The sequence below is a fragment of the Vibrio sp. Isolate30 genome (genome assembly GCF_022397975.1).
Lineage (GTDB): Bacteria > Pseudomonadota > Gammaproteobacteria > Enterobacterales > Vibrionaceae > Vibrio > Vibrio fortis.
Genome location: NZ_JAKEUS010000005.1, coordinates 33091 through 57732, shown reverse-complemented (window position 1 = coordinate 57732; position 24642 = coordinate 33091). Strand labels below are relative to the sequence as shown.

21 protein-coding genes are annotated in these 24642 nt (G+C 45.5%); 18 read left to right on the top strand and 3 right to left on the bottom strand.

Translation table 11 applies throughout. The features are described 5' to 3' along the window. Positions 1-13 precede the first annotated feature (13 nt). The 8 genes from L1D60_RS13815 (at position 14) to L1D60_RS13785 (ending at position 8407) form a co-directional block, all read left to right on the top strand. Positions 14-793 carry a thioredoxin fold domain-containing protein gene (locus L1D60_RS13815; protein ID WP_239841553.1) on the top strand — a complete coding sequence of 260 codons (780 nt, stop codon included), beginning with the start codon at positions 14-16 and terminating at the stop codon, positions 791-793. Positions 794-867: 74 nt separating this feature from the next. Further along, the gene (gene recJ / locus L1D60_RS13810; protein ID WP_150895813.1) at positions 868-2604 is read left to right on the top strand and encodes a single-stranded-DNA-specific exonuclease RecJ; all 1737 of its coding nucleotides are present in this window, start codon (positions 868-870) and stop codon (positions 2602-2604) included. 226 nt (positions 2605-2830) lie between these two features. After that, positions 2831-3929, top strand: a protein-coding gene (gene prfB / locus L1D60_RS13805) for a peptide chain release factor 2 (protein ID WP_239841552.1) whose coding sequence is annotated in 2 segments (ribosomal slippage) — positions 2831-2905 and positions 2907-3929 — 1098 coding nt in all. Because the reading frame shifts where the segments join, the coding sequence is not laid out codon by codon here. A gap of 51 nt (positions 3930-3980) precedes the next feature. Then, positions 3981-5498, top strand: coding sequence for a lysine--tRNA ligase (lysS, locus tag L1D60_RS13800; RefSeq protein ID WP_152468170.1), 1518 nt, complete (start codon positions 3981-3983; stop codon positions 5496-5498). 278 nt (positions 5499-5776) lie between these two features. Further along, the gene (gene vpsR / locus L1D60_RS13795) at positions 5777-7111 is read left to right on the top strand and encodes a cyclic-di-GMP-binding transcriptional regulator VpsR (RefSeq protein ID WP_239841551.1); all 1335 of its coding nucleotides are present in this window, start codon (positions 5777-5779) and stop codon (positions 7109-7111) included. Positions 7112-7421: 310 nt separating this feature from the next. Next, a complete protein-coding gene (locus L1D60_RS23550) occupies positions 7422-7544 on the top strand; it encodes a hypothetical protein (protein WP_261903625.1) in 123 nt (40 codons plus the stop codon). A 107-nt stretch (positions 7545-7651) separates the two neighbouring features. Then, positions 7652-7903 (top strand): DUF1127 domain-containing protein, encoded by a 252-nt coding sequence (locus L1D60_RS13790; protein WP_239841550.1) that lies wholly within the window; start codon positions 7652-7654, stop codon positions 7901-7903. A gap of 192 nt (positions 7904-8095) precedes the next feature. Then, positions 8096-8407, top strand: a complete 312-nt coding sequence (locus L1D60_RS13785; RefSeq protein WP_032553168.1) for a DUF6482 family protein — start codon at positions 8096-8098, stop codon at positions 8405-8407. Positions 8408-8435: 28 nt separating this feature from the next. Here the strand turns inward: L1D60_RS13785 and mutH are convergent, their stop codons facing one another. Continuing rightward, positions 8436-9101, bottom strand: coding sequence for a DNA mismatch repair endonuclease MutH (gene mutH / locus L1D60_RS13780; RefSeq protein WP_239841549.1), 666 nt, complete (start codon positions 9099-9101; stop codon positions 8436-8438). Between the two features lie 614 nt (positions 9102-9715). On the opposite strand from mutH, the gene rppH reads away from it, so the two are divergent. From rppH to L1D60_RS13755, 5 genes are read left to right on the top strand one after another with little or no spacing between them, the layout of a single operon-like run. Continuing rightward, positions 9716-10234: an RNA pyrophosphohydrolase gene (gene rppH / locus L1D60_RS13775; protein ID WP_239841548.1), complete on the top strand. Its 519-nt coding sequence runs from the start codon at positions 9716-9718 to the stop codon at positions 10232-10234. A gap of 2 nt (positions 10235-10236) precedes the next feature. Beyond that, complete coding sequence (gene ptsP, locus L1D60_RS13770) at positions 10237-12486, top strand: phosphoenolpyruvate--protein phosphotransferase (RefSeq protein WP_239841547.1); 2250 nt, start codon at positions 10237-10239, stop codon at positions 12484-12486. A gap of 8 nt (positions 12487-12494) precedes the next feature. Further along, on the top strand, positions 12495-13286 hold the full coding sequence (locus L1D60_RS13765) for a sulfite exporter TauE/SafE family protein (RefSeq protein ID WP_239841546.1): 792 nt from the start codon (positions 12495-12497) through the stop codon (positions 13284-13286). Positions 13287-13339: 53 nt separating this feature from the next. Further along, the gene (gene lgt, locus L1D60_RS13760) at positions 13340-14161 is read left to right on the top strand and encodes a prolipoprotein diacylglyceryl transferase (protein ID WP_239841545.1); all 822 of its coding nucleotides are present in this window, start codon (positions 13340-13342) and stop codon (positions 14159-14161) included. A 9-nt stretch (positions 14162-14170) separates the two neighbouring features. Continuing rightward, on the top strand, positions 14171-15022 hold the full coding sequence (locus L1D60_RS13755; RefSeq protein WP_239841544.1) for a thymidylate synthase: 852 nt from the start codon (positions 14171-14173) through the stop codon (positions 15020-15022). A gap of 667 nt (positions 15023-15689) precedes the next feature. Here the strand turns inward: L1D60_RS13755 and L1D60_RS13750 are convergent. Continuing rightward, positions 15690-16835: a Na/Pi symporter gene (locus tag L1D60_RS13750; protein ID WP_239841543.1), complete on the bottom strand. Its 1146-nt coding sequence runs from the start codon at positions 16833-16835 to the stop codon at positions 15690-15692. A 388-nt stretch (positions 16836-17223) separates the two neighbouring features. Here L1D60_RS13750 and nhaR point away from each other — a divergent pair, with 388 nt between their 5' ends. Both nhaR and L1D60_RS13740 read left to right on the top strand, forming a co-directional pair. After that, on the top strand, positions 17224-18114 hold the full coding sequence (nhaR, locus tag L1D60_RS13745; RefSeq protein WP_239841542.1) for a transcriptional activator NhaR: 891 nt from the start codon (positions 17224-17226) through the stop codon (positions 18112-18114). 104 nt (positions 18115-18218) lie between these two features. Continuing rightward, positions 18219-18512, top strand: coding sequence for a metalloregulator ArsR/SmtB family transcription factor (locus L1D60_RS13740; protein WP_239841541.1), 294 nt, complete (start codon positions 18219-18221; stop codon positions 18510-18512). 134 nt (positions 18513-18646) lie between these two features. Here L1D60_RS13740 and rpsT read toward each other — a convergent pair whose 3' ends face one another. Next, the gene (gene rpsT, locus L1D60_RS13735; protein WP_032553178.1) at positions 18647-18907 is read right to left on the bottom strand and encodes a 30S ribosomal protein S20; all 261 of its coding nucleotides are present in this window, start codon (positions 18905-18907) and stop codon (positions 18647-18649) included. 251 nt (positions 18908-19158) lie between these two features. On the opposite strand from rpsT, the gene murJ reads away from it, so the two are divergent. The 3 genes from murJ to ileS all read left to right on the top strand — a co-directional run bounded on the left by murJ (position 19159) and on the right by ileS (position 24628). Beyond that, entirely contained in the window at positions 19159-20721 is a 1563-nt protein-coding gene (gene murJ, locus L1D60_RS13730; RefSeq protein WP_345772873.1) for a murein biosynthesis integral membrane protein MurJ, read from the top strand. A gap of 70 nt (positions 20722-20791) precedes the next feature. Beyond that, positions 20792-21727 (top strand): bifunctional riboflavin kinase/FAD synthetase, encoded by a 936-nt coding sequence (gene ribF / locus L1D60_RS13725; protein ID WP_239841540.1) that lies wholly within the window; start codon positions 20792-20794, stop codon positions 21725-21727. A 63-nt stretch (positions 21728-21790) separates the two neighbouring features. Further along, positions 21791-24628 carry an isoleucine--tRNA ligase gene (ileS, locus tag L1D60_RS13720; RefSeq protein WP_239841539.1) on the top strand — a complete coding sequence of 946 codons (2838 nt, stop codon included), beginning with the start codon at positions 21791-21793 and terminating at the stop codon, positions 24626-24628. Positions 24629-24642 lie beyond the last annotated feature (14 nt).

The window sequence follows — 24642 nt, the reverse complement described above, 5'->3', positions numbered from 1 at the left end:
TAAGGTGAACTTAATGAGCGTATTACGCCGTCTTCCTCTACTAGCATTACCGTTTGTCATTACTGCTTGTAACGCATCTGAAGACAATGTTGAGCAGGTTAAGACTGCAGTAGAGGCTGCACCCACTCAAGCTTACGATGTTAAAGCTCTGACCCAGCGTTTTGAAAAGATTGGTGTCAAAGTGACGGACGTTGTGCCGTCAGATATCGATGGTCTGCTAGAGGTTCAAACCAACAGCGGTATCATTTTCTCGTCGCCATCAGGTGATCACTTCATCGCAGGTACGCTTTACTCACTCGATGAGAATGGCAAATTTAGCGATGTATTAGCGGAGCGTCAGGCGCCAATCAATGCAGCTAAAATTGCAGAGATGGCGGATTCTGCGATTGAATACAAAGCGGACAACGAGAAATACGCGATCACTGTCTTTACCGATATCACCTGTGGTTACTGTGTGCGCCTACACAGTCAAATGCAAGGTTATAACGACCTAGGTATTACGGTTCGTTACATGGCTTACCCTCGTCAGGGTGCGACCGGTCAAGTAGCAAATCAGATGGCGGCAATCTGGGGTTCAGATGATCCAAAAGCAGCGATGCATGACGCGAAAGTGAATCGTCAAATGCCTGACTCGGCGAAGGCAACATCTGAGACCAAATCTGTGGTTGCTAAGCAGTATCAATTAGGCCGAGAGCTTGGCATTACTGGTACGCCAGCTATCTTCTTACCAAGTGGTGAGCTTGTGAGTGGTTACCTGCCTCCAGCACAACTTATCCAGCGCTTAGAGCAGTAATCTGCAGTTCAGCAACAAGCATTTCCAAATTTACACATAAGGAACGGCCCAACTTAGTTTGGGCCTAATAGGTCATGATAGAGATACAACGCCGCCCCGAAGTCGATACCTCCGTTCTTCCAGCAGACTTACCAGAGCTACTCAAGCGTATCTACGTAAGCCGTGGTATTAATAGCCCAGCTCAACTAGAGACAGCAGCCAAAGGCTTGCACTCATACCAAAAGCTCGGCGGGATCGATGCAGCGGTTGAGTTGCTATTCAAAGCTATTCAACAACAGAAACGCATTATTGTTGTTGGCGATTTTGATGCTGATGGCGCGACCAGTTCTGCGCTTTCAGTGTTGGCCCTACGTATGCTTGGCAGCAATAACGTTGACTACTTGGTACCAAACCGTTTTGAAGATGGTTATGGCTTGAGCCCTGAAGTGGTAGAGCAAGCAATCGAGATTGGCGCAGAAGTGATCATGACCGTGGATAACGGTGTCTCGTCGATTGAAGGGGTACGCTTTGCAAAAGAGAAAGGCTTAGATGTACTTGTTACCGACCACCACTTACCGGGGCATGAGCTACCGATGGTGGATGCGATGGTAAACCCAAACCTTGAGAGTTGTGCGTTTCCCTCAAAGGCGCTAGCGGGTGTTGGCGTTGCCTTCTATCTGATGATGGCATTGTGTGTTCATATGCGAAAACTGGGATGGTTTGCCCAGCAAGGTATGGCTGAGCCGAAGCTTATGGAGCTGATTGACTTAGTAGCTTTGGGGACTGTGGCTGACGTGGTGCCGCTTGATGAGAATAACCGGATCTTAGTACACCAAGGTTTGCAGCGTATTCGCGCAGGTAAAGCGCGTCCGGGAATTCAGGCTCTGATTGAAGTTGCCAAACGCGATGCACGCCGTCTGGTTGCTTCTGATTTTGGTTTTGCTCTTGGCCCCCGCATCAATGCGGCAGGTCGCCTTGATGACATGTCGTTTGGTGTTGAGCTGCTAATGAGCAATAACATCCACGCAGCGCGCCGTATGGCCAGTGAGCTAGATGGTCTCAACCAAACTCGTAAAGAGATTGAAGAGGGCATGAAGCAAGAGGCAATCGCCTTCTGTGAACGCCTAGAATTCGGTGAAGCAGACTTGCCGTGTGGTTTGGCACTGTTCCAGCGCGATTGGCATCAAGGGGTGATTGGTATCCTTGCTTCTCGTATTAAAGATAAATATCACCGTCCCGTTATTGCGTTTGCTGACGGCGGAGAGGGCAGTATTAAAGGTTCTTGTCGCTCGATTCCTGGATTACACATGCGTGATACTCTGGATCGCATTGATACGCAGAATCCAGGTCTGATTGTGAAGTTTGGCGGCCACGCAATGGCGGCAGGCTTAACCATCATGGAAAAAGATTTTGAACGCTTTAGCAAACTGTTTGATGAAGCGGTAAAACAAGATCTTGGTGAAACGGCGCTGAAAGGCATCATCTTGTCGGATGGTGAACTTCTGCCAGAAGAGTTCTCAATGCACACCGCTGAGTTTTTGCGTGCTGGTGGTCCTTGGGGACAAGCCTTCCCAGAACCTATCTTTGATGGTGAATTTAAAGTCCTTCATCAGAAGCTGGTGGGCGAAAAGCACCTGAAATTGATGCTAGAGCCACTCTACAAGGGTCACCCAACCAATGTGATGATCGACGGTATCGCTTTTAACGTTGATCTGCGTCGCTGGCCGGATGCGTCAGTTAAAACCGTCCACCTTGCCTACAAGCTCGATATCAACGAGTTTCGCGGTAATCAGTCACTGCAATTAATGATCGATAATATCGAGGCTAAGTAGTGACGATTCGTTTACCTTAACGTCAGAAATTCGCACGTGCCCCGTCTATTTTGGGGCGCGTTAATGCTGATTTTAACCTCCTGTTAACGCCATTCCATCATCGTTGATTTCCTTTTGAGCATTCACAAGTGATAGTTCGGCTTTCTTATCTAAAAATTCCTGTATCTCCGTCACACTTTTGAGTACAATTCTTCGGTTAAATTCTACTCATAAATGATGAGCTAAAATGTTTGAAATCAATCCAATCAAAAACCGTCTGCAGGATGTGTCTGAGCGCACAAATATCCTGAGGGGGTACCTTTGACTATGACGCTAAACAAGAGCGTCTAGAAGAAGTAAACGCAGAACTAGAACAGCCGGATGTATGGAACGAACCTGAACGCGCACAAGCGTTAGGTAAAGAGCGTGCATCACTGGAAGCTGTGGTAGAAACTATCGACCAACTTGACCAAGGTGTTGAGGATGTTGAAGGTCTACTGGAGCTGGCGGTTGAAGAAGAAGACCAAGAGACATTTGACGAGATCGAACCTGAACTGGCTGAGCTAGAAGCTAAGCTAGCGAAGCTAGAGTTCCGTCGTATGTTCGCGGGCGATCACGACGCATCAGACTGCTACATCGACCTACAATCAGGTTCGGGCGGTACAGAAGCGCAAGACTGGACCTCAATGATGCTACGCATGTACTTGCGTTGGGCTGAAGCGAAAGGCTTTAAGACCGAAGTTATTGAAGTTTCTGAGGGTGAAGTTGCTGGCCTGAAAGGGGCAACGGTTCGTATCTCAGGTGAGTACGCTTACGGTTGGTTACGTACAGAGACTGGTGTTCACCGTCTGGTTCGTAAGTCTCCGTTTGACTCAAGTGGTCGTCGTCATACTTCATTTGCTTCTGCGTTTATCTACCCAGAGATTGATGACAACATTGATATCGACATTAACCCTTCTGATCTACGTATTGACGTATACCGTGCATCTGGCGCGGGTGGTCAGCACGTAAACACCACGGAATCGGCGGTTCGTATTACGCACGTGCCAACCAACACTGTGGTTCAATGTCAGAATGACCGTTCTCAGCATAAGAACAAAGACCAAGCGATGAAGCAGCTTCGTGCAAAACTGTTTGAATTAGAGATTCAAAAACAGAACGCAGAGAAGCAAGCGAACGAAGATGCAAAATCTGACATCGGTTGGGGTAGCCAAATCCGCTCTTACGTACTGGATGACTCGCGCATCAAAGACCTACGTACTGGCGTTGAAAACCGCAATACTCAAGCGGTTCTTGATGGCGACCTAGACAAATTTATCGAAGCTAGCCTGAAATCAGGTCTGTAAGCTTTTCACCGAAAAATACTCGTTAATAACGAAAAACAGGATACATCGAAAATGACTGATGCTGTTCAAAACGAAAACGCACAAGAAGAGAACAAATTGATTGCTGAGCGCCGTAGCAAGCTGGATCACATCCGCAAGAGCTGCAAAGCAAACGGTCACCCAAATGATTTCCGCCGTGAGCACCTAGCTGGCGATCTTCAAGCGGAATTCGGTGAAAAGACTAAAGAAGAGCTAGAAGAGTTAAACCACGTTGTTGCAATCGCTGGTCGTGTAATGGCTAAGCGTGGTCCATTCCTAGCAATTCAAGAAACATCTGGCCGTATCCAAGCATACGCTGCAAAAGATGTTCAAAAAGAGCTTAAAGAGAAGTACCAAGGCCTAGATATCGGTGACATCATCGGTGTGAAAGGTGCGCTTCACAAGTCAGGTAAAGGCGACCTTTACGTGAACATGGAGTCTTACGAGCTGCTAACTAAGGCACTTCGTCCACTTCCAGAGAAGTTCCACGGTCTAACTGACCAAGAGATGCGTTACCGTCAGCGTTACGTTGACCTAATCGTGAACGAAGACTCTCGCAACGCATTCATCGTGCGTTCTAAGCTAGTATCTTCAATCCGTAACTTCATGAGCTCAAAAGGCTACCTAGAAGTTGAAACGCCAATGATGCACGTTATTCCTGGTGGTGCGACGGCTCGTCCATTCATCACGCATCACAACGCACTAGACATCGACATGTACCTACGTGTTGCACCTGAGCTTTACCTGAAGCGTCTAGTAGTCGGTGGTTTTGACCGTGTATTCGAGATCAACCGTAACTTCCGTAACGAAGGTCTTTCTCCACGTCACAACCCAGAATTCACAATGATGGAATTCTACCAAGCGTACTCTGACTACAAAGATCTGATGGATCTGACAGAAGAGATGCTAAGCACTGCGGCTATGGACGTTCTTGGTTCAACTTCAATGCCTTACGGTGATGAGACTGTTGAGTTTGGTGGTAAGTACGCGCGCATGAGCATGTTCGACGCGATCAAACACTACAACCCTGAGCACGCTGAGATTCAAGCGCTAACAGAAGCCGATCTACAAGACCGTGAGAAGATGGTAGCAATCGCGAAATCTGTACACGTTGAAGTAGAGACATTCTGGACATGTGGTCAGCTTCTAGAAGAGATCTTTGGTGAAACGGCTGAGCCTCAGCTGATTCAACCAACCTTCATCACTGGCTACCCAGCGGACATCTCTCCTCTAGCTCGTCGTAGCGATGACAACCCGTTCTTCACAGACCGTTTTGAGTTCTTCATCGGTGGCCGTGAAGTAGCAAACGGCTTCTCTGAGCTTAACGATGCACAAGACCAAGACGAGCGTTTTAAAGCGCAAGTTAATGCTAAAGATGCTGGTGATGACGAAGCAATGTACTACGATGCAGACTACATCACAGCACTTGAGCACGGCCTACCGCCAACAGCGGGTCAAGGTATCGGTATCGACCGTCTAGCAATGCTATTTACCAACACGCACACAATCCGTGACGTGATTCTATTCCCAGCGATGCGTCCTCAAGCGTAATCTATCGCTTTCGCATTTAGCGTGAATTCTAAAAGCCACCTTCGGGTGGCTTTTTTATTCTTAGGAGTATCAAAACCTTACCCATACCGCACTCTGAGTTCGAAAAATCATTATTTGTGACATAGTCTTACTATTGAGACGAAGAATCTTAGATAGTCTCACTACTAGACGTCTTTGGCGTGAATATGAACTTGCTTGCGCAGTAAATTTCCCATATATAGGGAAGAGCAATAGTTAGTACTCGGCCAAATAAATAGAAAATTGAATAAGGAAGAAGGATGGGAACTCAATTTAAGATGGATTCCTTACCAGGCTCTCTTATCGTCGTTGGTGGTGCGTACGAGCCTTGGTTATCTGTATTAGAACAAGTTGGTTGGCAATGCACTCAGTGTGCAGACTTGCGAAAGGCAGATGCACTGTTTACGGAAACAGGTCCTTGTATCGGGATTGTTGATCTCAGCCATGATGAGTTTAGTCTCAATGGTGTGGCTAATTTAGTGAGTAATAACAAACAGGTAAGATGGTTAGCGCTGATTCGTGAATCACAATTAAGTTCAGACACTATCTGCCAGTTTATCGTGAATTTCTGTATCGACTTCTTCACGACTCCGATTCCGGATGCTCAGCTACTTAGCACGATAGGGCACCAGCTAGGCATGTTAAAGCTAGAGAAGAAGGTGTGGCCCAATTACGGTTTGAACAGTGATATGGGGCTGCTAGGGGACTCTGTAGCAGTCAAACGACTGAGAGACCAAGTCAAGCGTATTGGTCCGACGGACGTTAGTATCTTGATCTCGGGAGACAGTGGGGCAGGTAAAGAGACTGTAGCTCGTTCAATTCACAGGCACTCTTCTCGTGCAAAACACCCTTTTCTAACTGTGAACTGTCGTGCGCTTTCAGAATCACGAATCGAGCGTGAACTGTTTGGCTTGGCAGGAAAAGCGGAAGAAACCTCTTGTATGCTCGAAGAAGCAGACGGCGGAACGATTCTGTTTAATGATATCTTAGCAATGCCTAGAACCCAGCAGATGAACCTGCTTAAGTTTTTGCAAGACGGGAAGGTTGAGACTTCAAAAGGCTTACGCTCTGTTGATGTGCGTATTCTTGCCTCGAACTCTTCGGATATCGAGAAAGCTTTGATTGAAGGGGACTTTAATGAAGAGCTTTATCACTATATTAATGTATTGCGAATTCATGTTCCTAGTTTGAAGGAGCGTGTTAGCGATATCCCGATCTTAGCAAATCACTTTCTGCATGATTACTCTAAAGAATTCAACGCGCAGGCTAAGAACTTCTCAGAATCGGCGGTCACTGCACTGTCTCGTTACCACTGGCCTGGGAATGTGCGCGAACTGATGAATCAAATTAAGCGCGTGGTGCTAATGTCTGATTCGATCATCATTGACGAAGAACATCTTGATTTGCCAAAACAACAAGATGAGAAGCGCAGCTTGAAGAGCATACGAGAACGCTCAGAGCGTGATGCTTTGATCGTTGTGTTAGAGTCGCATGCGGGTCAGGTATCATTAGCCGCGAAAGAGTTGGGTGTCTCTCGAGCCACGATGTATCGCCTGCTCAATAAGCACAGCCTGATATCTGAAGGGTTAATTTAAATAACCCATCACTATTGAAAAGCCACGCACTGCGTGGCTTTTTGTTTGAGGGGGACCTTTGTATCTGATTAGAAAGCGAGATTAGAGATAAGCTCTATAAATTTATATAATCATAGTGAATATCTTATGCTAAATGTCATATGCAACTAATATTTTGGGTGAATGCTTTGTTTTCAGATTGTTAACAGATTAGTGGTTGAATAATGTTCTCAGTTGGATAGAATTTAACCGTGAAAGCAATGGTTTGGTATCAGACCGGAAGCATTCAAATCATATCTTTTTGGATTAATTAATTAGCTTGGAGGCGCAAATGAAACATTTCGATTTTATTCAGCACATTTGCGCGTCGTTTGATCCTAGCACTGACTTGGTGGCTGCTATGCCACGACTATCAGTGATGGCCGATCGTAACACCCAAGATAAATGTAACTAATTAATCCGTATCCTTACTTGGCTGCGGAAAAATAGCAGCTAAGACATCTCTATCTCTTATTTCACGCTATTTTTCCCCAGTTTAATTCCACCACTGGAGAATACATTATGCGTCACTCAGTTTACCTAAAATTAGCCACAGTTCTTATTCGAGCCGACCTTCGTCATGAGGAACGAGTTTGGAAACGGAAAGTTCGTCGTAGTGCTTACGATCTTCCATGGGAAAATGCACACTTGCTGAAAGATATCGGTCTAGAGGCAGATGGACGACCAATCGGATTCTCAGAGCCAGAAGCTGTCACTATTGAACGTCGAGTCCGTCACCTCCGTCGTGTCCTTAGTGCGCGAATACTGACGTAATCCGAGGGAGTGATGGCACCTGTCACTCCCTAGGATAATAAAATAGGTGCTGGTTATGGCGTCGGAGGGAAATCTTCTGAATCAGTACCGTTGAAATGAGGAGCTATACGCTCCTCTTTTCATATTTTTTAAGAGGTTATTTAGCAAACAAAAGCAGTTCTACTAAGCTAAAGATATCGATGGAGGTGAGGTATGCAAAAGCATCAACTAGATATGTGGTTGCATGGCGATCACAAAGACTCTTATCGAACACCCAAAGTCTATGTTATCGGGTGTTCAGATATCCCAGAGTATCTATTAGCAGTGGAATATAAGCATAAATTAGAGCCAGTGAAACAAGGTGGTGAGCCCGTGCATTTTGGGTCACTTGATCAAGTCAAAGAGGAGCTTCTTCGGCTTGGTTTCGATAAGGCCTATTTACGCCTCCACAACACTTATGATGAGTTTGGTAGTGAACCAAGCCAGCGTTATTGCGACATAGAGTTAGCACTTAATCCGCATTAAGGTGTTATTACAAGGGACTTGTTTGTTATTAAGCGTAATGTTTTGTCAGTAACTGATGAGTAAATTGAGTTCTTAGATAGAAGCCGCGCGGTTTGGTTTTAATTGGCTTGCCACTCGCGCCGTACGCTTCTGTTAGAACACGGCTGTTTGCTGCTTTAGGGCGAAGGTGCAGAGCTTCGCCATGGCGTGCAGTGATCTGTTCGACATTACCTAACACGATCAGCTCCATCAGCTCTTCCCAATCTGTTTGAAGTATCTCTTCTTCTTCCTTACTCGGTGTCCATAATAGTGGTGATCCTACATGGCGATCTGCTAAAGGGATCTCGCGCTCTCCTTCAACCGGGATCCATAAAACTTTGGACAGTTTATTGCGGACGTGACTGGTTTCCCAAGTGAGACCTTGAACGCCCATTAAAGGCGCGACACACACGAAGGTGGTCTCTAATGGTTTGCCACTATAACTGATCGGGATACTCTTGAGTTCAATGCCTAAATGCGCGAAGTCCTGTTCTGGTTTACTTCCAGCAGGCGCACCTAGGTGCCACTCTAGCAATTGCCCAACCCACCCTTTATCTCGTTTAAGATCTTTAGGCATCGTCATTTCTGCTTCGTCTGCCAGTTCTTGAAAGGTCATTCCGGCAATCGCGTAGGCTCGCTCTAGCAGTTCAGCTTCAGTTTGTGGTTCAGGTTTCATAAGGCTTCGAGTTGGTAAAACGTCGATTTTATCAGATTGGAATGAAAATGCAGTGTGGTTAATAAATGATCATAGTGGTGATTTGTGGATCAATCCTACGGTTATCCACAGGCTGAGGAGCCAAAATCCAATAAAAACAAACTAATGGATAAATAAACAGGGGTTTTAAGGGGATAAAATGCTTGCTAAATGGCGTACAAAATGAATCTTTTAATGATGAGTGTGGATAAAGCTAAGGGTGGTTGATCTTTGACCATGTTAAGTTTTTAAAAGATCATTTGAAAAATATAATTTTTGTTTAGCATTGGATTTTGTTTAAGTTTTTGATTTTGATGTTTTATTTTTGTTTGTTGATTTGGGTTTGTTTTAGCTGTTGATGAAAGTATGGATTAAAAAAAACGTTTGCGGTGAATTCTACACATAGTTATTCACAGAAAAGGTGAATAAATGTGGTCTATGTCTCACTATTATGTGGGTAACTATTTTATGAGCAAAAGTTATCCAGTTTTAAGAAATTATTCATAAATATCGCCCTAATCACGTCACGAAGTTTGCTCCGCTTGGGGATATGTGGAAAAATCAGTGTAATTAAAAATTTAAATAGAGGTTGGCCAGTGATAGATGGCGATGGTTACCGATTAAATGTTGGTATTGTAATCTGTAACAACCATGGTCAGGTCTTCTGGGCTAAACGATACGGGCAACATTCATGGCAATTCCCTCAAGGGGGAATCGATGAAGGTGAAACTCCGGAACAGGCAATGTACCGCGAGTTATATGAAGAGGTTGGCCTTACCAAAAAGGATGTAAAGATCGTCGCAACTAGCCGTCATTGGTTACGCTATAAGCTACCCAAACGACTGGTTCGATGGGATTCAAAACCTGTCTGTATTGGACAAAAACAGAAGTGGTTTCTTCTGCGTTTAGACTGCGATGAGTCACGCATCAATATGCAGCGCGGAAGTACACCTGAATTTGATGGTTGGCGTTGGGTAAGTTACTGGTACCCAGTTCGACAAGTTGTTTCTTTCAAGCGAGACGTTTATCGTCGTGCGATGAAAGAGTTCGCCTCTTTAGCTATGCCATTTAAAGAGCGAAAAACAAAAGGAAAACGCAAACAGCGTAGAGGTTAAGCATGCTCAGTCAACTAAGGGAAATAGTTGAACACGTATCTAGAGTTGAAGATGTCTCAACTGCATTGGATATTTTAGTTAAAGAGACGTGCAGCGCGATGCAGACCGAGTGCTGCACAGTGTACTTAGCCAATAATGATATGCAGCGCCTTGAGTTGATGGCAACTCAAGGCCTCATTTTTGAAGGGAATAGCATTCATATAGGGTTTAACGAGGGCTTAGTGGGCTTAGTTAAACGCAGTGCTGAACCTATTAACCTAGCGCAAGCTTCTGCGCACCCCGCCTATAAATTTTTTCCTGAACTTGGGGAAGACATTTATCACTCTTTTCTAGGTACTCCTATTATTCACCGCAAGCAAGTGCTTGGGGTACTGGTCATACAGCAAAAATCACCCCGCTTATTCAGCGAGATGGAAGAGTCGTTTCTCGTTACTTTGTCTGCACAGTTAGCGGTGATTGTCGCCCATGCTCAAACGCAAGGGTTGTGGCTGCTTGAGCATCAAGATCAACCGTCAACCAAAGGCATCGCGGCCTCATCGGGTGTTGCTATTGGTGAGCTGTGGTGGGACAACACTCAACCTGAATTAACAGATGTTTATCCTGCTTCTACGCTTGATATAGAACGCGAGCATGAGCTGTTAGCCGTTGCTGTTGAGAATGCACTGAATGATTTCAAGCGCATGCGTAAGCGTTTGGACAGCGATATCAATAAAGACGCTCTGGCAATCTTCGATCTATTTACTCACCTTTTAAATGATCCAATGCTGCGCAAAGATCTTAAGGCGCAGGTGCAAAAAGGGGACAAAGCAGACTGGGCGCTGAGACAAGTGGTGGAGAGCTACTCGAATCGTTTCGCTCGGATGTCTGACGTGTATCTGCGCGAAAGAGCGCAAGATATTCGAGAGCTTGGACAACGACTGCTCTATTTCCTACACAATTCAGAACAAGAGCAGCGCTCTCTTGAGAAGCCAATCGTATTAGTGGTTCGTGAGTTGACTGCCTCTGTCTTGGCTTCGATCCCGAAAGAGAAACTACTGGCGGTGATCTCGCTGGAAGGTGCAGCTAACTCTCACGCTGCAATTTTGTCACGCGCGTTAGGCATTCCATCGGTGATGGGGGTGACGCTTAATCTTGCTAATGTGAATGGCAAGCAGGTGATTGTGGATGGCTACAGTGGCGAGATCTTCATTGAGCCTACCCTGAATCTACTGAAAGAGTATCGAGAGTTGATTCTTGAAGAGACAGAACTCTCTTCAATGGTGAATCGTGATATCCACCTACCGGCCAAAACGCAAGATGATCATCAAGTTGAGATTCTACTTAATGCGGGTTTGAGTGCCGATACCAATATCGCGCTTAATCAAGGGGTCGATGGTGTTGGTCTTTACCGAACCGAGATCTCTTTCTTGCTGCAACAACGTTTCCCTTCAGAAGATGAACAAGTTAAGCAGTATCAATCTGTTCTTGAGAGTTATCCTGACAAGCAAGTGGTCATGCGTACTCTGGATATCGGTGGTGACAAGGCCCTGCCTTACTTTCCGATTGAAGAGGACAATCCATTCTTGGGCTGGCGCGGTATTCGATTCACGCTCGATCACCCAGATATCTTCATTATTCAGCTTCGAGCCATGCTGAGAGCCAGCTGTGGCAGTCAAAACCTCAGTATTCTTCTGCCTATGATCTCTGGTGCTCGTGAGCTTGATGATGCCTTGCAGCTCATCGAACAAGCTTACGAAGAGGTGCATGAACTTGATGACCGTGTTCGTATGCCACGTATCGGGATCATGCTTGAAGTGCCTTCAATGCTCTACTTGTTGCCATTGATCGCCGACCGTGTCGACTTCGTTTCTGTCGGTACCAATGACCTGACCCAATATTTATTGGCGGTTGACCGGAACAATTCTCGCGTCTCTGATGTCTATGAATCCATGCACCCTGCAGTGATCATGGCGCTTAAGCAGATCCACGATACTTGTAAGCAGTATCAGCTGCCGGTGTGTATTTGTGGTGAGCTAGCGGGTGATCCGATGGGGGCGCTGTTATTGATTGGTCTTGGATACCAAACCTTGAGTATGAACACGTCAAACGTGGCAAGAACCAAATACTTGATACGTCAGTCCTCATTGAGTGATTTACAAGATTTAGCAAATAATGCACTTGTACAACCGTATGGCAGTGACATCTATAGTATGATGCTGTCCTATTTCGAACAGCGTGAATTTACCGGCTTTATCAGAGCGGGCAAAAAATAGGATTAAACGTGTCATACGAACTCATTGGTTTGCTAGCGGGCCTCGGCGCCGTCGTTGGTGTATTGGCTGGCTTATTGGGCATTGGCGGTGGCTTATTGGTGGTCCCTGCATTGTTGTTCTTATTGCCTAAAGCAGGTATAGCACAAGAGTTTGCGATGCAAATGGCACTAGCAACCTCGTTGTCGACTATCATCGTGACTTCTGGATCTTCGGCGTTGAACCACTTAAAGCTAGGTAATGTCGAGATGTTCGTCGTGAAATGGTTGATGCCAGGCGTGGTTGTTGGAGGCTTTATGGGCTCTTTCATTGCCGATTCTATTCCGTCTCAATATCTACCTAAAGTCTTTGGCATTATCGTGTTGTTATTGGCTCTACAAATGTTGCTGTCGATACGTTCGCGCAGTCAGAAGACCATGCCAACACCTGCAAAAACGGTAGCGTGTGGTGGTGGTATTGGTGTGATCTCCAGTTTGGCTGGGATTGGTGGCGGTTCATTGTCTGTGCCTTTCCTGAATCACCATGGCGTAGAGATGCGCAAGGCGGTCGGCTCTTCGTCGGTCTGTGGTTGTGTGATTGCTATTTCCGGTATGATGGGTTTTATTTGGCACGGTTCGTCGGTTGAATCCCTGCCTGCGTACAGCTTAGGTTATGTTTATGTGCCTGCGCTGGTGGCTATCTCTTGTACTTCGGTGTTAACCACTCGCATTGGTGCTAAGTTAGCGACACAACTGCCAACGCCAGTGTTAAAGAAAGTGTTCGCCGTCTTTTTAATGTTTATAGCTGCAACCATGCTGCTGTAGTGTATTCCTCTTAGCCGTTGGCTAATTCTTTTATATTAGATAGAGAGCTAAATATGTCTCAGGGTTTTATCGAATTCCCAAATATCGATCCTGTTCTGATTGAACTAGGGCCTATTTCTGTTCGTTGGTATGGCTTGATGTACCTTGTCGGTTTTGTCTTTGCGATGTGGCTGGCTAATCGTCGTGCAGATCAACCAAACAGCGGCTGGACTCGTGAGCAAGTCTCAGATTTATTGTTTGCCGGTTTCTTGGGTGTGGTTGTTGGTGGCCGTGTTGGTTATGTACTGTTCTACAACTTCGACCTTTTCTTAGCCGATCCTCTGTATCTCTTTAAAGTGTGGACGGGTGGAATGTCATTCCACGGTGGTCTGCTAGGTGTGATTACAGCGATGTTCTGGTATGCGAAAAAGAACGGTCGAACCTTCTTTGGCGTAGCCGACATGATCGCACCACTAGTGCCATTTGGTTTAGGTATGGGGCGTCTAGGTAACTTCATGAACAGCGAATTGTGGGGCCGAGTGACCGATGTGCCATGGGCGGTAGTATTCCCGAATGGCGGCCCTCTGCCGCGACACCCGTCTCAACTGTATGAGATGGCGCTTGAAGGTATTGTGCTGTTCTTCATCTTGAATTGGTTTATTAAGAAACCTCGTCCACTGGGTTCTGTATCTGGTTTGTTCCTGGCGGGTTACGGAAGCTTCCGTTTCCTAGTAGAATACGTACGCGAACCTGATGCACACTTAGGTCTGTTTGGTGGATTCATTTCAATGGGTCAAATCCTATCTCTACCTATGGTTATCATCGGTGTTCTTATGGTGGTTTGGGCTTACAAGCGCGGCCACTACAAAGATGAAGTCCCACAACAAACGAAGTAAGGAATTGGTGTGAAGCAGTATTTAGAACTCTGTCAGCGAATCGTTGATGAAGGCACGTGGATTGAAAACGAGCGTACAGGCAAACGTTGCCTAACGGTGATCAATGCAGACCTTACCTACGATGTTGGCAACAACCAATTCCCACTAGTTACGACGCGCAAGAGCTTCTGGAAAGCAGCAGTCGCTGAGCTACTCGGTTACATTCGTGGCTACGACAACGCTGAAGATTTCCGCAAGTTGGGTACCAAAACATGGGATGCGAATGCGAACCTAAATGAAGCATGGCTGAACAATCCTCATCGTAAAGGTGAAGATGACATGGGCCGTGTTTATGGTGTTCAAGGGCGTGCATGGGCAAAGCCGGATGGCGGCCACATTGATCAGCTAAAGAAGATTGTTGATGACTTAAAACGTGGTGTTGATGACCGTGGTGAGATCTTAAACTTCTACAACCCAGGTGAATTTCACATGGGGTGTCTGCGTCCGTGCATGTACAGTCACCACTTCTCTCTACTGGGTGATACTCTGTATTTGAACAGCACTCAGCGCTCTTGTGATGTCCCTCTAGGCCTTAACTTTAATATGGTTCAGGTTTACGTATTCCTAGCGATTATGGCGCAAATCACAGGCAAGAAGCCTGGTGTTGCTTATCATAAGCTCGTGAATGCACATATCTACGAAGACCAACTGGCACCAATGCGCGACATTCAGTTGAAGCGTGAGCCTCTAGCGCCTGCAACCTTCCACATTAACCCAGAGATTAAGTCTCTAGAAGACTTGGAGACATGGGTAACACTGGATGACTTCTGGGTAGAAGGCTACGAGTGCCACGAAGCGATTAAATACCCATTCTCGGTATAACATGCTCACACATTGATTTGAAAGGCTGCCATGGTGCAGCCTTTTTTGTATCTGAAGAGTAGTAATTAGATTCGAGTAAGCGAGATGCGGGATTCGAGATACGAAGAGCGTGCTCAATCAGATAGATACGTTAGAGACTAAGAACGATAACCACAGTTCGTGCCTTTCGCTACTCGTTTACCCGTATCTCGAATCTGCTTTTACCCGTCATTCCCTAGACTGACGAAGGAAGGAGTAGGGAATCTCTTTCGTTGCACGTCTGCGAGATTCCCTATCACGCTCGTTCCTCGCTGTAGGGAATGACGGAGTTTTAGATGAGAGTAAACGGGATTCGAGATGCGAAGAGCTAAGAGCGGATACGAGTAGACAAGATTAGGGATACAAAGAGCGTGCTTAATCAGATAGATACGTTAGAGACTAAAAACGATAACCACAGTTCGTACTTTTCGTTACTCGTTTACCCGTATCCCGAATCTGCTTTTTGTTCTTCGCCACTCGCTTACTCGTATCCCGAATCTGCTTTTTGCTCTTCGCCACTCGCTTACTCGTATCCCGAATCTGCTTTTTGTTCTTCGCTACTCGTTTACTCGAATCTCTCATCTGCTCTTAAAAAAGAAAAAGCCCGCAACTTTCGTTGCGGGCTTTGGTTATGCGATGGACTTTTTACTTAAGCAGTTAGCGCTAGGATAGAACCTGGTAGCACTAGGAAGATAGCGATTAGGTAACCAGCTACTACTGCTTTGTTCTTCACAGCCATGTCTGAAATCATGTCTGCTGCTTTAACTGGTAGTTCACGTAGGAACGGAATACCAAAGATGAATACTGTTGCCATGATGTTGAACACTAGGTGTACAAGAGCGATTTGTAGAGCGAATACTGCGAACTCACCTGATACCGCTGTTGCTGCTAGTAGTGCTGTAATACATGTACCGATGTTTGCACCTAGGGTGAATGGGTAAACGTCGCGTACTTTAAGAACACCTGAACCTACTAGTGGAACCATCAAGCTTGTTGTCGTAGAAGATGACTGAACAAGGATAGTAACGATAGAGCCAGAAGCGATACCGTGCAGAGGACCACGACCGATAGCGTTCTTTAGAATTTCACGAGCACGGCCTACCATTAGGCTCTTCATTAGTTTACCCATCACTGTGATAGCAACGAAGATAGTTGCGATACCAAGAACGATAAGTAGTACACCACCTACTGTGTCACCGAATGTAGACAGTGGCTCTTTGATTGCACTTACTACAGGCTTAGTGATTGGTTTGATGAAGTTCAGGCCTTTCATGCTCATGTCGCCAGTTGCAAGCATTGGCGATACCAACCAGTGAGAGACTTTCTCAAGAATACCAAACATCATCTCTAGCGGTAGGAAGATCATTACAGCGAGTAGGTTGAAGAAGTCGTGAATCGTTGCACTTGCAAACGCACGCTTAAACTCATCTTTACAACGAACGTGGCCAAGACTTACAAGCGTATTGGTTACGGTTGTACCGATGTTTGCACCCATGATCATAGGGATAGCAACTTCAACAGGTAAACCACCCGCAACTAAGCCAACGATAATAGATGTCACGGTGCTTGATGATTGGATAAGTGCTGTTGCAACCAAGCCGATCATTAAGCCTGCAACTGGGTGTGAAGCAAATTCAAAAAGAACTTTTGCTTGTTCGCCTGTTGCCCATTTAAAGCCAGTACCTACCATTGATACAGAAAGAAGTAGTAGGTAAAGCATGAATGCCAAGTTAGCCCAGCGTAGCCAGCGAGTAGTGCTCGAGATTGGCGCTGCTGCAGTAGTAGCTTGGTTCATAATGTTATCTCCATGGACCGTTTAAGTCTGTGTTTGGTCTGTTAGTTAATCTGAGCGTGATGTTAGAGGGGAAATATTTCAGTAATATTACATTTTTATTGGTGCGGCTTTTTTTTGTGATGATTTGCTGTTTAAATATTTTGACAGCTGATTGTATCGATGTAAGTGATTGTATTTTAAGTAATTAATGACCTCTTGTTTATTGCGGGTATGATCAAGAAAATTGAAAAAAAATCGATTTTCTATCATTGAATATGACAGTGTGAATCTGAATGTTTCGGTAAATGTATTGGTTTTGGTGTTTAACTTATACAAAAACCGATGTTATTGAGGTGGGGTGTCATATTTGCTATAAAAGAATGTCATATAACTCTATACGGCTTGAATCATGTCGCATCTTAATTACAACCACCTCTATTATTTCTGGATGGTGTGCAAGCAAGGCTCAATCACGAAAGCGGCTGAAGCGCTATTTTTGACCCCTCAAACAGTAACGGGGCAAATTAAAGCTCTTGAAGAGCGGATGGATGGCAAACTCACTAAACGCAATGGGCGAAGTGTAGAGCCAACAGAGCTCGGTCAATTGGTATTTAAATACGCCGATCGCATGTTTGGTCTGAGCTATGAGATGCTTGATATCGTTAATTACAGCCAGCACTCCAATATTCTATTTGATGTCGGTGTGGCAGATGCACTGTCAAAAAGGCTCGTTAGTAAGATCTTAATGTCTACTATCCCTGAAGATAACAGTATCCATTTGCGCTGTTTTGAATCGACTCACGAAATGCTGTTAGAACAGCTGTCGCAACATAAGCTTGATATGATTCTGTCGGATTGCCCTGTGGATTCAAGCCAAAGCCCGGGGTTATTCAGTAAGAAGTTAGGTGAGAGTGGTATGAGTTTCTTCTGTACTGGCAAAGTCGACAATGTCAGTTTCCCTGCGGTGCTAGAGCAAAGAAAGTTGTTAATACCCGGAAGCCGAACCTCAATGGGGCGAAAGGTATTACAGTGGTTTGATAGGCAAGGTCTAAAACCCGATATTTTGGGCGAGTTCGATGATGCCGCATTAATGAAGGCTTTTGCTCGTTATCACCATGATGCGATCTTCCTGGCTCCGACTCTATACCTTTCAGAAGTTGAAGAAGATACATCATTACAGATGCTGGGCGGGATTGAGGAGCTAAAAGAAGAGTATTACGTTATTTTTGCTGAGAGGATGATCCAACATCCGGCAGTAAAAAATGTATGTGACGCAGATTTTAGTAATTTGTTCGAGTGAGTTAGTTTGTTAATGAATTGATATCGATTATCATAACTCTACAATATGCCGTAAGTAGTACTGATAGCCCGTAGTTGGCGTTGAAGGTAGTAGGGAGCCAAACTATGAACTTGCAAGAGATGGAGAAAAACTCGGCCCAAGCCGTTGTGTTGTTAAAAGCGATGGCTAATGAACGCCGTCTACAGATTTTGTGCTTGTTGCATGGTACAGAGTTATCGGTAGGGGAGTTATGCAATAAGTTAGAGCTTAGTCAGTCGGCTTTGTCTCAACACTTAGCATGGTTAAGACGAGATGGTTTAGTTGAAACGCGTAAAGAAGCTCAAACGGTTTACTACACATTGAGTAGTGAAGAGGTGAAAGCGATGATTACGTTACTGCATGGAATTTACTGTAAGTAGTAGTGTGTAGAGCGTAAGTTTCAGAGCACATGGATGTGTGTCATTACGCCAAATAAAGCCAAACGGCAAATCGCAGATATAAAAAAACCGGCCAAGGCCGGTTTTTTTCGTTTTGCTTTGAAATCAAGTATCTATTAAAGAGCTTTGATTGCAGCAGCGAAACGAGACTTATGACGAGCAGCTTTATTCTTGTGAATAAGGCCTTTAGTCGCCATGCGGTCTAGAAGTGGTGTAACTTCTACGAAAGCAGCAGTTGCAGCTTCTTTATCGCCAGCTGCGATAGCTGCGATAGTTTTTTTCATGTAAGTGCGCATCATAGAACGACGGCTAGCGTTGTGCTGGCGACGTTTCTCAGCTTGGATAGCGCGCTTCTTAGCAGATTTACTGTTTGCCAAGGGTCTAACTCCCAAAAACTTAGTTCGGTGACAATTTAAGGGCGAGGACTATCCCTCATTTGCGCTTAATTGTCAAATGATTTGTGCAAAAACCAATCGTAGCCAAACAAATTTTGGAATGGAAAGGTTATCGCGGTTAAGATGGCGGGGATTCTAACAGCATTTTTAGACCAATGCTAATAAATATGCTTCTAACGATCGGATAGTATTTATCCTCGCTTAGAACTAATCAATCAGTGTCAGAGGTTTTTGTGAGTAAACGACTATTAAAGTCAGGCATGATAGTAAGTGCGATGACTTTTGTTTCCCGTGTATTGGGACTTGTGCGCGACGTTGTTGTTGCCAATTTAATGGGGGCAGGAGCCAGTGCCGACGTCTTTTTCTTCGCTAATAAGATCCCTAATTTCTTGCGTCGCCTGTTTGCTGAAGGCGCCTTCTCACAAGCCTTTGTTCCTGTTCTAACCGAGTATCATGCCGCGGGAGATAAAGACAAAACTCGCGAATTAATAGCCCGTGTTTCGGGTACGCTTGGGGTGTTGGTCTCTATTGTTACTTTAGTTGGTGTGATCGGCTCTGGCGCGATTACGGCGCTATTTGGTGCGGGGTGGTTTATCGACTGGCTCAATGGTGGTCCGTCTGCGCATAAATTTGAGTTAGCCAGTCTGATGCTCAAAATCACCTTTCCTTATTTATGGTTCATTACCTTTGTCGCTTTATCTGGGGCGATCCTTAATACCTTAGGAAAGTTTGCGGTGTCCTCTTTTACACCGGTGTTCTTAAATGTCATGATCATAGGTTCTGCGCTTTTTATTGCTCCGAATCTAGAGCAACCTGAAATTGGATTGGCAATCGGTGTCTTTTTGGGCGGTTTGGTTCAGTTTTTATTCCAGTTACCTTTCTTAATTAAAGAGGGTGTTCTGGTTAAGCCTAAGTGGGGCTGGCGCGATCCTGGCGTTGTTAAGATACGTACTTTGATGATTCCAGCTCTGTTTGGCGTCTCAGTCAGCCAGATCAACCTGCTGTTCGATACCTTTATTGCCAGTTTCCTAGCCACAGGTTCCATCAGTTGGCTCTATTATTCTGACCGTTTATTAGAGTTCCCATTAGGTTTGTTCGGTATTGCGATTGCGACCGTGATTCTACCAGCGCTATCTCGTAAACATGTTGACGCACAAGGTGAGGGCTTCGCCCATACGATGGACTGGGGTGTGCGTATGGTTCTATTGCTCGGTATTCCTGCTATGTTCGGTTTGATTGTGCTGGCGAAACCTATGCTAATGGTGCTGTTCATGCGTGGTGAGTTTAGCCCTCATGATGTAGAGCAAGCGTCGATGTCACTGGTCGCTTATGCTTCGGGCCTACTTAACTTTATGCTGATCAAGGTGCTAGCGCCGGGTTATTACTCTCGCCAAGATACGAAAACGCCAGTTAAGTATGGCATTATCGCAATGGTCAGCAATATGGTGTTTAATGCCATCTTTGCTTATTTCTATGGATATGTTGGTTTGGCGATAGCGACTGCGCTGTCGGCCTTTGTCAATATGGCTCTGCTATATAGAGGCCTACATTTAGCTGGCGTTTACCACCTAACCAAAACAACCTTGGTCTTTAGCGGAAAGCTTTTACTTGCGGGTGGCGCAATGGTTGCTGTGATTTTATGGCAACTAGAGAGTATGCAACAATGGCTTGAGTGGAGCTTCAGTTACCGAGCGCTTATGCTAACTGGCTTGATTGCACTTGGCGGCTTTGCTTATATTGTCTCTGTGCTCGCTTTGGGTATCCGAGTAAAACATTTAAAAGCAGCGACAGAGTAATACTGATTAGTATATAATCCGTCGGTTTCACACAATGAATGATGCAAATAACAGATTTTAGCTGGTCGTAATGGAACTAATCCGAGGCATTCACAATATTAAAGCGCAGCATCACGGCTGTGTATTAACCATAGGCAACTTTGATGGTGTACATCTAGGACATCAAGAAGTGTTGAGCCAGGTATCCAAGCAAGCTACGGCATTGGGTTTACCCTCTGTCGTTATGACGTTTGAACCTCAGCCCATGGAACTGTTTGCTCGTGACAAAGCCCCTGCACGATTAACTCGTTTAAGAGATAAGTTCGTGCAGCTGAGTAAGCTGGATATTAGCCGTTTATTGTGTGTCAATTTTAACCACTACTTTGCCAACCTATCTGCAGATGCTTTTATTAAAGATCTGCTGGTGGATAAACTTGGTGTGAAGTTTTTGGTGGTGGGTGATGACTTCTGCTTCGGTAAAGGTCGCACCGGCAATTTCGCTATGCTTAAAGAAGCGGGTGAAAAGTATGGTTTTGAGGTGGTGAGCACCCAAAGCTTTTGCTTAAACCAGCTGCGCGTAAGTAGCACTGAAATACGCAATGCTCTGGCGGTTGACGATTTAACCTCTAGCGCAGCCATGTTAGGGCGTGATTACAGTATTAGTGGTCGTGTATCCCATGGGCGTAAATTGGGGAGAACCATAGGCTTCCCAACGGCGAATATTCCACTTAAACGTTGTGTTTCTCCAGTCTCTGGGGTGTATGTTGTTGAAGCAGTCGACATCGATGGTTCACCCGTCGGTGGCGTTGCAAATATCGGACAACGACCAACAGTAAATGGGGTACGCCAGCAACTAGAAGTGCATTTTTTTGACTTTAAAGCCAATTTATATGGTAAACAGTTAGAAGTACGTCTTTTGCATAAATTGCGCGACGAGAAAAAGTTTGAATCGTTCGACGCATTAAAGAATCAAATAGAATTGGATGCTGAAGCAGCAAGGGTGTGGCTGCGTCAGCTAAAGAATTAATCGGTTGATTCCACCGATTAACATAATGTCTAACTTCGCCCAATATAACGGAATTAAGAATCGATGAGTGATTATAAAGATACCCTGAACTTACCTGAAACAGGGTTTCCAATGCGCGGCAATCTGGCAAATCGTGAGCCAGAAATGCTTAAGCGTTGGTACAAAGAAGATCTTTACGGCGAAATCCGTAAAGCGAAGAAAGGTAAAAAATCTTTCGTACTGCATGATGGCCCTCCATACGCGAACGGCGATATTCATATTGGTCACGCGCTAAACAAGATTCTTAAAGACATTATTATTAAATCTAAGACTCTGTCTGGTTTTGATGCTCCGTACATCCCAGGCTGGGACTGTCACGGTCTTCCAATCGAGCTAATGGTTGAGAAGAAGAAAGGCAAACCAGGTCAGAAAATCTCTGCGGCTGAATTCCGTGAAGAGTGTCGTAAGTACGCGGCTGGCCAAGTTGAAGGTCAAAAAGAGAGCTTTAAGCGTCTTGGTATCATGGGCGAGTGGGACAAACCATACCGCACTATGGACTTCGGTACTGAAGCAAACATCATCCGCGCTCTAGGTAAAATCGCAGACAATGGCCACCTACTGAAAGGTTTCAAACCTGTTCACTGGTGTACAGACTGTGGTTCGGCTCTAGCGGAAGCGGAAGTTGAGTACAAAGATAAAGTATCTCCATCTATCGATGTGAAATTCACAGCGGCAGATGAAGCAGCGCTTCTAGAGAAATTCTCTCTAGCAGAAGGTCACGAAGGCCAAGGCGATATCTCTATCGTTATCTGGACTACAACTCCATGGACACTGCCTGCAAACCGCGCAGTATGTCTACGTGATGATCTAGAGTACGTACTTATCCAAGTTGAAGCGCATGGCGAGCAGCCTGCTCAACGTATCATCGTTGCTTCTGAGCTTGCTAAAGACGTAATGGATCGTGCTGGTATCGAGCACTTCCACAACCTAGGTTTTGCAAGCGGTGCTGATCTTGAGCTAACTCAGTTCAACCACCCGTTCTACGATTTTACTGTTCCTGCGATCCTTGGTGATCACGTTACAACTGATTCTGGTACTGGTGTGGTTCACACAGCGCCAGGCCACGGTCAAGAAGACTTCGCGGTTGGTAAAAAGTACGACCTAGAAGTAGCAAACCCAGTCGGTTCAAACGGCGTTTACCTGCCAGATACAGAGCTATTCGCTGGTCAGCACGTATTCAAAGCGAACGATTCAGTATTAGAAGTACTGAAAGAGAAAGGTGCACTTCTACACCATCACGCATACGAGCACAGCTACCCACACTGTTGGAGACACAAAACTCCAATCATCTTCCGTGCAACACCACAGTGGTTCGTATCTATGGACCAAGCAGGTCTACGTGCAAACGCACTAGAAGCGATCAAAGGTGTTGAGTGGATGCCTGAGTGGGGTCAAAGCCGTATCGAAGGTATGGTTGAAGGTCGCCCTGAATGGTGTATTTCTCGTCAACGTACTTGGGGCGTGCCAATCGCTCTATTCGTTCACAAAGAGACATCAGAGCTGCACCCGAACACAATTGAGCTGGTAGAAAAAGTTGCTCAACTTGTTGAACAAAAAGGCATTCAAGCTTGGTGGGATGTAGAAATTGCAGACCTACTTGGCGAAGATGCTGATAAGTACGAGAAAGTACTGGATACGCTAGACGTATGGTTCGATTCAGGTGTAACACACTACTCAGTAGTTGACTCACGTGAAGAGTACAACGGTAACTCTGCAGACCTTTACCTAGAAGGTTCTGACCAACACCGTGGTTGGTTCCAGTCTTCTCTAATTTCATCTATCGCGATGAAAGGCGAAGCGCCATACAAGCAAGTGCTAACACACGGCTTCGTAGTAGACGGTAACGGCCGTAAGATGTCTAAATCTATCGGTAACGTGGTTGCGCCTAAAGATGTAACTAACAAGCTAGGTGCAGATATCCTGCGTCTATGGGTAGCTTCTACAGACTACACTGGCGAAGTTGCGGTTTCTGACGAGATCCTGAAGCGTTCAGCTGATGCTTACCGTCGTATTCGTAACACCGCGCGTTTCTTCCTAGCGAACCTGAACGGTTTCAACCCAGAAACAGACCTAGTTCCTGCTGAAGAGATGGTTGCACTGGATCGCTGGGCTGTAGGCCGAGCACAAGCTGCACAAGAAGAGATCGTGAAAGCATACGGCGAGTACAACACTCACGCTGTAACTCAACGTCTAATGCAGTTCTGTTCTATCGAAATGGGTTCTTTCTACCTAGACGTAATCAAAGACCGTCAGTACACAGCGAAGAAGGGCGGCCACGCTCAACGTAGCTGTCAGACTGCGCTTTACTACATCGTAGAAGCTCTAGTTCGTTGGATGGCGCCTATCATGTCGTTCACTGCAGATGAAATCTGGAACGAAATGCCAGGTCAACGCGACAAGTTCGTATTCACTGGCGAGTGGTTCGAAGGCCTATTCGGTCTTGCAGAAGGCGAAGAGCTAAGCAACGAATTCTGGGCTGAAATCCAGTCTGTTCGTGGCGCAGTGAACAAGCTTCTTGAAGATGCTCGTAAAGAGAAAACAATCGGTGGTGCACTGCAAGCTGAAGTAACTCTATACGCAGACGATGCACTAGCAGCGAAAATCAATAAGCTGGAAGACGAGCTACGCTTTGTTCTTCTAACTTCAGCAGCTGTTGTTAAGCCTCTAAGCGAGAAGAGTGATACAGCACAAGCGACAGACCTTGAAGGTCTATTCGTTGAAGTAGCGGCAACTGAAGCTGAGAAGTGTGACCGTTGTTGGCACCACACGCCAGACGTTGGCACAATTGAAGGTCACGAGAAAGTGTGTGGCCGCTGTGTGACTAACGTTGCTGGTGAAGGTGAAGTGCGTAAGTTCGCATAATCTAAAGCAGTGAT

Bases quoted from the DNA above. Each gene is read 5' to 3' on its own strand.
- recJ (WP_150895813.1), top strand. From the start codon at position 868: ATGATAGAGATACAACGCCGCCCCGAAGTCGATACCTCCGTTCTTCCA.
- L1D60_RS13750 (WP_239841543.1), bottom strand. From the start codon at position 16,835: ATGAACCAAGCTACTACTGCAGCAGCGCCAATCTCGAGCACTACTCGC.
- L1D60_RS13790 (WP_239841550.1), top strand. From the start codon at position 7,652: ATGCGTCACTCAGTTTACCTAAAATTAGCCACAGTTCTTATTCGAGCC.
- ribF (WP_239841540.1), top strand. From the start codon at position 20,792: ATGGAACTAATCCGAGGCATTCACAATATTAAAGCGCAGCATCACGGC.
- L1D60_RS23550 (WP_261903625.1), top strand. From the start codon at position 7,422: ATGAAACATTTCGATTTTATTCAGCACATTTGCGCGTCGTTTGATCCT.
- L1D60_RS13815 (WP_239841553.1), top strand. From the start codon at position 14: ATGAGCGTATTACGCCGTCTTCCTCTACTAGCATTACCGTTTGTCATT.
- L1D60_RS13785 (WP_032553168.1), top strand. From the start codon at position 8,096: ATGCAAAAGCATCAACTAGATATGTGGTTGCATGGCGATCACAAAGAC.
- lysS (WP_152468170.1), top strand. From the start codon at position 3,981: ATGACTGATGCTGTTCAAAACGAAAACGCACAAGAAGAGAACAAATTG.
- lgt (WP_239841545.1), top strand. From the start codon at position 13,340: ATGTCTCAGGGTTTTATCGAATTCCCAAATATCGATCCTGTTCTGATT.
- nhaR (WP_239841542.1), top strand. From the start codon at position 17,224: ATGTCGCATCTTAATTACAACCACCTCTATTATTTCTGGATGGTGTGC.
- mutH (WP_239841549.1), bottom strand. From the start codon at position 9,101: ATGAAACCTGAACCACAAACTGAAGCTGAACTGCTAGAGCGAGCCTAC.
- ileS (WP_239841539.1), top strand. From the start codon at position 21,791: ATGAGTGATTATAAAGATACCCTGAACTTACCTGAAACAGGGTTTCCA.
- ptsP (WP_239841547.1), top strand. From the start codon at position 10,237: ATGCTCAGTCAACTAAGGGAAATAGTTGAACACGTATCTAGAGTTGAA.
- vpsR (WP_239841551.1), top strand. From the start codon at position 5,777: ATGGGAACTCAATTTAAGATGGATTCCTTACCAGGCTCTCTTATCGTC.
- L1D60_RS13740 (WP_239841541.1), top strand. From the start codon at position 18,219: ATGAACTTGCAAGAGATGGAGAAAAACTCGGCCCAAGCCGTTGTGTTG.